The organism is Streptomyces sp. CAI-85 (genome assembly GCF_013363615.1).
Classification (GTDB): domain Bacteria; phylum Actinomycetota; class Actinomycetes; order Streptomycetales; family Streptomycetaceae; genus Streptomyces; species Streptomyces antibioticus_B.
In genome coordinates this window covers 1-9334 of record NZ_JAANNX010000111.1, presented here as the reverse complement: position 1 = coordinate 9334, position 9334 = coordinate 1, and the positions used below count along the sequence as shown (strand labels likewise).

The following is a 9334-nucleotide window of genomic DNA, read 5'->3' as shown; positions in this document are numbered from 1 at the left end:
AGGGAGGAGTAGCCGGTGCCGAAGTCGTCCAGGGACATCTTCACGCCGTGCCCGGTCAGGCCGTTCAGCGTGTCGGCGGCGCGCTGGGGGTCCTCCAGGAGGACGTGTTCGGTGATCTCCAACTGGAGCGCGCCGGCCGGGACCCCGTGCCGGGCCAGGCGCGCGGCGACGGAGCCGGCGAAGCCGGGGGTGTGGACATCACGCGGGGAGACGTTGACCGCGACCGGTACGAAGAGGCCCTGGGCGCGCCAGGCGGCGACCTGTCCGAGGGCGGTCTCCAGGACGTACTCGGTGAGGTGCGGCATCAGCCCGGAGGACTCGGCGATCGCTATGAACTCGTCCGGCGGCACCTTCCCGCGCTCCGGGTGCACCCAGCGCACCAGGGCTTCGAGTCCGGCCACCTGTCCGTCGAAGCGGACCTTCGGCTGGTAGTGGAGCTGCACCTCGTGCGCGTCCAGCGCGCGCCGCAGATCGCCGAGCAGTCCGAGCCGGTCGGGGGTGTTGGAGTCCCGCTTGGACTCGTACACCTCGACGCCCGTACGGTCCCGCTTGGCCTGGTACATCGCCACGTCGGCGCGGCGCAGCATGCCCTCGGCGTCGTCGGCGTGGTCGGGGAAGACGGCGACCCCGGCGCTGGCCTCCAGCACGAGGGTGAGCCCGTCGAGATCGAGCGGCGAGCTGAGGTGGGCGACGAGGCCGCGGGCGACCCGGGTCGCGGAGGTCGTGGAGTCGGCGACGGGCAGTAAGACGGCGAACTCGTCACCGCCGAGCCGCGCCACCTCCGCCCCGCGGGGTATCGCGTGCCGCAGGCGTTCGGCTATCTGGAGGAGGAGCCGGTCGCCGGCGAGGTGTCCGAGGGTGTCGTTGACCGACCGGAACCGGTCGAGGTCGATCAGCATGAGCGCGGACCGGGCGCCGATGCGTTCGGCGTCGTCGAGGGCGGTCCAGATCCGCTCCAGCAGCCACTGCCGGTTGGGCAGCCCGGTCAGCGGGTCGCGCAACTGCTCCTCGGCGCGGGCCCGGGCGATCCACAGGGTGGAGTCGAGGGCGATCAGCGGGATCGCGAACAGCGGCAGCAGAATCGGTTTGGCGACGGCCACCACGCAGATCAGCGGGGCGATGCCGAGCAGCGCGACGGCGACCAGGCCCTGGCGGACCAGGGCGGTGCGGGCGACGGTCGGCAGTCCGCCGGCGCGCGGGGCGTTGAGGTACCAGAGCAGGACGCGGGTGACGGCGAGATAGGCGACGGCGACCAGGACGACCTGCGGGGCGGTGTACAGCGTCCAGTTGGCGGGGTACCAGGGCCGTTCGACGGACGGTACCCGGCCGCACAGGGCGAGCAGCAGCGCGCCGGTGCCGATGCCGATGATGTCCACCGCGCCGTGCAGGACGCCCTGCCGCCAGCGGTGGCGCCTGGCTATGCCGACCAGGACGACGACGGTGAGGCTGACCATGCCGGCCGGGACCCAGCCGTAGAGCAGCAGGACGGCGAGGGTGAGGGCGGCGCCGGAGCCGGTGCCGCCCCACCAGCGGGCGCGGCCGAGCAGGACGAGGTGGCCGACGATGACGCCGGTGAGGACGGCGAGCGACCAGCCGACGGTGCCGCACGGGAAGAGGGCGTGGCCGCCGGTGAAGGCGCGGTAGAAGCCGGCGCCGAGCGCGAAGGCGGCGGTCCCGACGACGGCGGCGGGCAGCGCGGGCCAGGACGGGTGCCGGTCGGACTCGGCGTCGGGCAGGACGGAGGCGGGGTGCGGGCCGCCGGTCGCGGAGGCCGCGGCGGGGCCGGCGGGCAGTGCGGGGAGGCGGGTGTCGGGGGCGGCGGGCGGCGGCTGTGCTCCCGCCGTGCCGCCCGGGTGCGGTGCGGACCGCGGCGCCCACAGGCTGCCCCACCAGACGCCGGCGACCCGGCGCCTGCGCAGCCATGAGTCAGGAGCGGCGCTCTCGGTCGGTTCCATTCCGTCCCTCTCACAGCCGGCGGTGCCCACGCCACGCGGCCCGTTGCCCGACAACCGTCAACGGCGCCGCGTTGGAAAACCCTTCCCCCGCTCGCCAGGAGCACGGGAATGCCCCGACCGTAGCTGGGCACGGCAGGCGCATACCCCAACAGTAGGCCGCGGAAGGCTTCCACGGGCAGCGGTCGTCGACGGTTGCCCGAATGCGCCCCGGGCGCCCGGATGCGTCAGGTATACGCCGATCGGGTGGTCTTCGACCGCCGCTTTCGGCTACTCCTCGGCCGGCGGGGCGGCTTCGGCGGTGGCTTCGGCGACCGGGAGGGCGGCCTCGGCCGCGGCCTCGGGGCCCTCTTCGAGGAGGACCGTGAAGCCGTCCTCGTCCAGCACGGGCACCTTGAGCTGCATGGCCTTGTCGTACTTCGAGCCGGGGTTGTCGCCCACGACGACGAACGACGTCTTCTTGGAGACCGAGCCGGTCACCTTCGCACCACGGCTCTGGAGGGCGTCCTTGGCGCCGTCGCGCGTGAAGTGTTCGAGCGTGCCGGTGACCACGACCGTCAGGCCCTCAAGGGGGCGCGGGCCCTCGTCCTCGCCGGTGCCCTCCTCCTCCATGCGGACGCCGGCGGCTCTCCACTTGCGGATGATCTCCTGGTGCCACTCCTCGGCGAACCACTCCTTGAGGGAGGCGGCGATGATCGCCCCGACGCCCTCGGTCGCCGCCAGCTCCTCCTCGGTGGCCTGTTCGATCCGGTCGATGGAGCGGAACTCGCGGGCGAGCGCCTCGGCGGCGACCGGTCCGACGTGCCGGATCGACAGGCCGGTGAGGGTCCGGGCGAGCGGGCGGTCCTTGGCCGCGGCGATGTTCGCCAGCATGGCCAGCGCGTTCTTCTTCGGCTCGCCCTGCTGGTTGGCGAAGACGGTGGCGATCTTCTCCTCGCCGGTCTTCGGGTCGCGCTTGGGCAGACCGCTGTCCTGGTCGAGGACGTACGCCCTGATGGGCAGCAGCCGGTCGACGGTGAGGTCGAAGAGGTCGCCCTCGTCGCGCAGCGGCGGGTCCTCGGGCTCCAGCGGCTTGGTGAGGGCGGCGGCCGCGACATAGCCGAAGTTCTCGATGTCCAGCGCCTTGCGGCCGGCCAGGTAGAACAGCCGCTCGCGCAACTGGGCGGGGCAGGTGCGGGCGTTGGGGCAGCGCAGGTCGACGTCGCCCTCCTTCATCGGCCGCAGCGGGGTGCCGCACTCGGGGCACTCGGCCGGCATCACGAACGCGCGCTCGCTGCCGTCGCGCAGGTCGGCGACGGGGCCGAGGATCTCGGGGATCACGTCACCGGCCTTGCGCAGCACCACGGTGTCCCCGATGAGGACGCCCTTGGCCTTGACGACGTCCTGGTTGTGCAGGGTGGCGAACTCGACCTCGGAGCCGGCCACATGCACCGGCTCGACCTGCGCGTACGGCGTGACCCGGCCCGTACGGCCCACGCCCACACGGATGTTGACGAGCTTGGTGTTGACCTCCTCGGGCGCGTACTTGTACGCGATCGCCCAGCGCGGCGCGCGGGCGGTGGAGCCGAGCCGGCCCTGGAGGCGGATCTCGTCGAGCTTGACGACGACCCCGTCGATCTCGTGCTCCACGGAGTGCCGGTTCTCGCCGTAGTGCGCGATGAACCGGCGTACGCCGTCGAGGTCGTCGACGACCCGGTTGTGCGGGGAGGTGGGCAGGCCCCAGGACTTGAGCAGGCCGTACGCCTCGGAGAGCCGGCCGGGGCTCTCGTAGCCCTCCAGGGCGCCGATGCCGTGGACGACCATGTGCAGCGGGCGGGTCGCGGTGACGCGCGGGTCCTTCTGGCGCAGTGAACCGGCCGCCGCGTTGCGCGGGTTGGCGAACGGCTTGTCCCCGGCCTCGACCAGACGGGCGTTCAGCTCCTGGAACTTGTCCATCGGGAAGTAGACCTCGCCGCGGATCTCCACGAGCTGCGGCACCCCGTCGCCCGTGAGCCGGTCGGGGATCTCCGCGATGGTGCGGACGTTGGGCGTGATGTCCTCGCCGGTGCGGCCGTCGCCGCGGGTCGCCGCGCGGGTCAGACGGCCGTTCTCGTAGGTGAGGTTGACGGCGAGTCCGTCGACCTTCAGCTCGCACAGGAAGTGGTAGGGGGAGGCGCCCACGTCCTTGTGGACGCGCTCCGCCCAGGCGGCCAGCTCCAGGTCGTCGAAGGCGTTGTCCAGGGAGAGCATGCGCTCGCGGTGCTGGACGGCCGTGAACTCCGTGGCGTACGCGCCCGCGACCTTCTGGGTCGGCGAGTCGGGCGTGCGCAGCTCGGCGTACTCCTCCTCCAGCGCCTCCAGGGCGCGCAGGAGACGGTCGAACTCCGCGTCGCTGACGACGGGGGCGTCCTTCACGTAGTACCGGAAGCGGTGCTCCTCGATCTGCTCAGCGAGCTGCGCGTGCTGTTCCCGCGCCTCGGCGGGCACCGTCGTCTCCGCTTGGTTGTCGCCGGCCACCGTCATGTCCTCCCGTTACTCTGGGTTGTCCGCGAGTGATCTCGCCGCCCGGACGCAGTGGGCGAGCGCCTTGCGGGCGTACGCCGGGGAGGCCCCCGCGAGACCGCACGCCGGGGTGATCGTGACCGCCTCCGCGAGCAGCCCCGGTCGCAGCCCCAGCCTGCGCCACAGCGTCCTGACCCCCATGACGCTACCGGCAGGGTCGGACAATGCGGTGTCCGTGCCGGGTACGACACCGGCGAGCAGCCGGGTCCCCGCCTCCACGGCCTCGCCGATCGCCTCCTCGTCACGCTCGGTGAGCAGCGAGAAGTCGAAGGAGATCCCGGCGACCCCGGCCCGGCGCAGCAGGGCGAACGGCACGTCCGGCGCGCAGGAGTGGACCACGACGGGGCCGTCCTCCTGCACGCCGGCGACGTCGCGGAGGGTGGCCTCGACGAGCTGGCGGTCGACGGCGCGGTGGGTGCGGTAGCCGCTGGCGGTGCGCACATGGCCGCGCAGGACGGCGGTCAGGGAGGGTTCGTCGAGCTGGAGGACGAGCTGGGCGCCGGGTACCCGGCGCCGTACCTCGGCGAGGTGCAGCCGCAGGCCCTCGGCGAGGGAGGCGGCGAGGTCGCGGACGGCGCCGGGGTCGGAGAGGACGGCCTCGCCGTTGCGCAGCTCCAGTGCGGCGGCGAGCGTCCACGGGCCGACGGCCTGGACCTTCAGCGGTCCCTCGTGTCCCTGGGTGAACTCCTCCAGGGCGTCGAGGTCCTCCCCCAGCCAGGACCGGGCGCGCCGGGTGTCGCGGCCCGGCCGGTCGCCGAGCCGCCAGCCGCTGGGCTCCACGCGCGCGTACATCTCGACGAGCAGGCCGGCGGTGCGGCCGATCATGTCGGCGCCGGGACCGCGGGCCGGCAGTTCCGGCAGGAACGGGAAGTCCTCGAAGGACCCGGTGGCGGTCCTGGCGGCCTCGCGCGCGTCCCCGCCGGGGAGGGAGCCGACGCCGGTGGCGGGGCCGAACACGAACGGGCGGTCGCTCTGGCCGCCGCTCTGGCTGTCGTTCATGCGCGCGTCACCGTCCGGGGCGGACGGTGAGGTCGTTGACCTCGGCGTCCCGCGGCAGGTCAAGGGCGAGCAGGATCGTCGTCGCGACGGACTCGGGGTCGATCCACTCGTCGGCGTCGTACTCCTTGCCCTCCTGCTGGTGGACCTTGGCCTGCATGGGGCTGGCGGTGCGGCCGGGGTAGACGGAGGTGACGCGGACGCCGTTGCCGTGCTCCTCGTGGCGCAGCGCGTCCGCGAGGGCCTTGAGGCCGTGCTTGGAGGCGGCGTACGCGGACCAGTCGGCGCTCGCCCGCAGGCCCGCGCCGGAGTTGACGAAGACCACGTGCCCGCGCGTGGTGCGCAGTTGGGGCAGGAAGTGGCGGGTCAGCTCGGCGGGCGCGACCAGGTTGACGTTCAACTGGTGGTGCCAGGTCTTCGGGGTCAGTTCGCCGACCGGACCGAGGTCGACCACTCCGGCGATGTGCAGCAGCGAGTCCACCCGGTCCGGCAGGCTCTGGTGGGAGAACGCCCAGCTCAGCCGGTCGGGGTCGGCGAGGTCGCCGACGAGGGTCCGCGCCCCGGGGAACGCGGCGGCCAGTTCCTTCGCCCGGCCCGCGTCGCGCGCGTGCAGCACGAGGTCGTCCCCGCGCGCGTGGAGGCGGCGGGCGACGGCGGCGCCGATGCCGGAGCCCGCCCCGGTGATCACATGTGTAGCCATGTCCGCCATGCTCGCATCACCGCACGCCCGCGCTCTCCTCCAGGTAGGCGAGGGCGCGCCACGCCACCTCTGCTTCTACGAATTGACATCCTCCCCCTCTTGGAAGAGGGGGATTCCAGCCTGTTCAGGCTGAGGTTCACGGACGTTCGACCCGTTGCGGGGTGTCGTCCCTCCGGCACCGGCTGTTGGCCGGGGGCGAAAAATCCCGCCCTGTCCTGCCGCGACGTTGATACTCGCGTTGGTGTCCGCGTTGCAGGTGAAGCCGCAGGAGGAACAGACGAACTCGGCTTGGCTCTTGCGCGAGTTCTTGTCGATCCATCCGCAGTCGCTGCACCGCAGACTCGTATAGGGGGCGGGTACGTCCTCGACCCGGCCGGGGGCCTTGTGCTCGGTGCGTTGGCGCAGGAGTCCCCAGCCCTGGGCGAGGATGCCCCGGTTGAGTCCGGCTTTGGCGGCGCGACCGTTCTTGAGGTGCCGGCCGGGCCGGTCGGGGTCGGGCTTCGGCTTGGCCTTGGCCGTCATGTTCTTGATGTTGAGCTTCTCGAACCGGATCAGGTCGAACGACTTGGCAAGCATCGTGCTGGTCTTCTCGCACCAGTCCTTGCGCCGGTTCGCCTCACGGGCCTTGAGTCGGGCGGCCTTGGCGTACTCGGCCGGCTTGCAGTCGCTGCCCTTGGGGGCGCGTGCGGCGCGGCGCTGGTGCTTGCGGATCTGCGCGCGTTCCTTGACGGTGAGCTGGGGGCAGTTGAGGGTGCGGCCGTCGGAAAGCGCGGCGGTGATCCTCACGCCCCGGTCGATGCCGATGACCTCGCCCGTGCCCGGAGCCGGGCCCGGCTCGGGGACGACGGCGAACGCCGCATGCCACTGCCCGTTGCGGAAGGTGACGCGGAACGTCTTCGCGGACGGAAGCCGAGCCCCTTTGCCTTTCGCGCTGAGGCGGAAGCGGACCCAGCCGCAGCCGGGCACCTTGACCTGCGCCCACCGGTGGTTGAGCTTTCGCACCACGACGGAGCGGCCCATGACCTGCTTGCCGGTCTTCGCGTTCAGCCTCGGTGTGCCGTCCTCGTTGTACTCGGGTACGCGGTCGGTGCCGATGACGCGGAAGCCCTCGTGCCGGAACTTCCTGCGCCAGGTCGGCTCACCGAACCCCGAGGTGAAGCGGGCGTCCTTGGCCTTCGCGAAGTCCTTGAGCGCCTGCTGCTGCACGTCGGCGTTCCCGGCACCGAGCCATTCACTGTCGCCTCGGGCCTCGGTGAGCTGGCGGCACTGTTCGACGAACCCGGGAGCAGACTTCCGCCCGCGCTGCCAGTGCGCGTGCTGCTCGACGGCGAGGTTCCAGACGTACCGGGCATGCGCGCAGTGCAGCAGCATCTGCTGCTCCTGCCCGCCCGTCGGGTGCATCCGAAAACGACTCATGGTCCCATGATAGCTACACATTGGGACCGATGCCAGAATGGTCCTGTGACCAAGCATGTGAACCTTCGTCTCCCGGACGATGTGCACGCCCTCGCCGTGGCCGCCGCTGCGACCGACGACCGCTCCCTGAATTCATGGCTGATCTCCGTAGTGCGACGCGCCGTCGCGTCCTCCGGTACGCAGGATCGCCCTGACGGCGATCCGGCTACCCCTGCCCCGCTACGCAGGAACGGGCATGCACCCCGGCCCTGAAAGGCCGGGCCTCCCGCCCGGCAGGCAAAGTGGAAGTGTCGTAGGGCGATGACCGCCGTGCCGTGCGGCAGTCTGCTCTGGCATGGACAAGAAGACCATTTCGCGCGACGGCACGGAACTCGCGTACGCGCGCGCGGGGCAGGGTCCCGCGGTGATCCTGGTGAGCGGAGCGATGTCCACGGGCGGCACCGTGGCACCCCTGGCCGGGCTGCTGGCGCGGCGGTGCACCGTCCTGTGGTACGACCGCCGGGGCCGCGGCGGGAGCGGTGACACGGCGCCGTACGCGGTGGAGCGCGAGGTCGAGGACCTGGCCGCGCTGATCGACGCGGCGGGCGGCGAGGCGGACCTGTACGGCATCTCCTCGGGCGGCGCGCTGGCGCTTGAGGCGGCGGCGGGCGGGCTGCCGGTGCGGCGGGTGGCGGTGTACGAGGTGCCGTACGCGCTCGACGAGGGGGCGGCCGACGAGCGCGCCGCGTACACCGAGCGGCTCACCGAGGCGCTGGACGGGGGCCGGCGCGGGGACGCCGTGGAGTTGTTCCTGCGGCTGACGGGGCTGGCCGAGGAGATGATCCAGCGGGCCCGCCAGTCGCCGATGTGGGCCGGCATGGAGGCCATCGCGCCCACGCTGGCCTACGACGACGCGGTCCTCGCGGGCGGCCGGGTGCCCCGGGACCGGCTGGCCGGCATCGGGGTGCCGGTGCTCGCGGTGGCCGGCGGGGACAGCCCGCCGTGGCTGCGGGAGGCGGCCCGGGCGGTCGCGGAGGCGGTGCCGGAGGGCACGTACCGCGCGTTGGAGGGCGAGACCCACATGGTCGACCCGAACGTCCTGGCGCCGGTGCTGGCGGAGTTCTTCGGCTAGAGCCTGGCGTGGGTCAGGAGACCCCGGCCGTCGCCCGCAGGGTCGAGGCGATCGTCGCCGAGCCGACCACGCGCGTGCCGTCGTACAGGACGATGGCCTGGCCGGGGGCCACGCCGCGGACGGGCTCGGTGAAGGTCACGCGCAGTTCGCCGTCGACCGGCTCCGCCGTCACCTCGCACTCGCCGCCGTGGGCGCGGAGCTGGGCGGTGTAGGTGCCGGGGCCGGTGGGGGCGGTGCCGCACCAGCGGGGCTTGATCGCGGTCAGTCCGCTCACGTCCAGGGACGCGGCGGGGCCGACGGTGACGGTGTTGTCGACCGGGGAGATGTCGAGGACGTAGCGCGGCTTGCCGTCGGCGGCGGGGGTGCCGATGCGCAGGCCCTTGCGCTGGCCGATGGTGAAGCCGTACGCGCCCTCGTGGGTGCCGATCTTCGCGCCGGACTCGTCGACGATGTCGCCCTCCGCCCGGCCGAGCCGGCCGGCGAGGAAGCCCTGGGTGTCGCCGTCGGCGATGAAGCAGATGTCGTGGGAGTCGGGCTTCTTGGCGACGGCCAGGCCGCGCCGCTCGGCCTCGGCGCGGATCTCGTCCTTGGTGGTGAGGGTGTCGCCGAGCGGGAACA

7 protein-coding genes are annotated in these 9334 nt (G+C 72.7%); 1 reads left to right on the top strand and 6 read right to left on the bottom strand.

The features are described 5' to 3' along the window. The 5 genes from G6W55_RS36230 to G6W55_RS36210 form a co-directional block, all read right to left on the bottom strand. On the bottom strand, positions 1-1955 hold a 1955-nt coding region (locus tag G6W55_RS36230), incomplete at its 3' end, for a bifunctional diguanylate cyclase/phosphodiesterase (protein ID WP_175524870.1). 267 nt (positions 1956-2222) lie between these two features. Next, positions 2223-4448: an NAD-dependent DNA ligase LigA gene (ligA, locus tag G6W55_RS36225; RefSeq protein WP_175524869.1), complete on the bottom strand. Its 2226-nt coding sequence runs from the start codon at positions 4446-4448 to the stop codon at positions 2223-2225. A 15-nt stretch (positions 4449-4463) separates the two neighbouring features. Continuing rightward, complete coding sequence (locus tag G6W55_RS36220; RefSeq protein WP_175524868.1) at positions 4464-5492, bottom strand: methionine synthase; 1029 nt, start codon at positions 5490-5492, stop codon at positions 4464-4466. A gap of 7 nt (positions 5493-5499) precedes the next feature. Further along, a complete protein-coding gene (locus G6W55_RS36215) occupies positions 5500-6198 on the bottom strand; it encodes an SDR family oxidoreductase (protein WP_175524867.1) in 699 nt (232 codons plus the stop codon). Between the two features lie 66 nt (positions 6199-6264). After that, positions 6265-7605: an RNA-guided endonuclease TnpB family protein gene (locus tag G6W55_RS36210; protein ID WP_175524866.1), complete on the bottom strand. Its 1341-nt coding sequence runs from the start codon at positions 7603-7605 to the stop codon at positions 6265-6267. Between the two features lie 334 nt (positions 7606-7939). Between G6W55_RS36210 and G6W55_RS36200 the strand changes: the two genes are divergently transcribed. Next, the gene (locus tag G6W55_RS36200) at positions 7940-8716 is read left to right on the top strand and encodes an alpha/beta fold hydrolase (RefSeq protein WP_175524865.1); all 777 of its coding nucleotides are present in this window, start codon (positions 7940-7942) and stop codon (positions 8714-8716) included. 13 nt (positions 8717-8729) lie between these two features. On the opposite strand, the gene G6W55_RS36195 is transcribed toward G6W55_RS36200, so the two are convergent. Beyond that, the coding region (locus G6W55_RS36195; protein WP_375372505.1) for an aminomethyltransferase beta-barrel domain-containing protein at positions 8730-9334 on the bottom strand (605 nt) is incomplete at its 5' end.

Coding starts and splice junctions, on each gene's coding strand:
- G6W55_RS36220 (WP_175524868.1), bottom strand. CDS start 5,492: ATGAACGACAGCCAGAGCGGCGGCCAGAGCGACCGCCCGTTCGTGTTC.
- G6W55_RS36215 (WP_175524867.1), bottom strand. CDS start 6,198: ATGGCGGACATGGCTACACATGTGATCACCGGGGCGGGCTCCGGCATC.
- G6W55_RS36210 (WP_175524866.1), bottom strand. CDS start 7,605: ATGAGTCGTTTTCGGATGCACCCGACGGGCGGGCAGGAGCAGCAGATG.
- G6W55_RS36200 (WP_175524865.1), top strand. CDS start 7,940: ATGGACAAGAAGACCATTTCGCGCGACGGCACGGAACTCGCGTACGCG.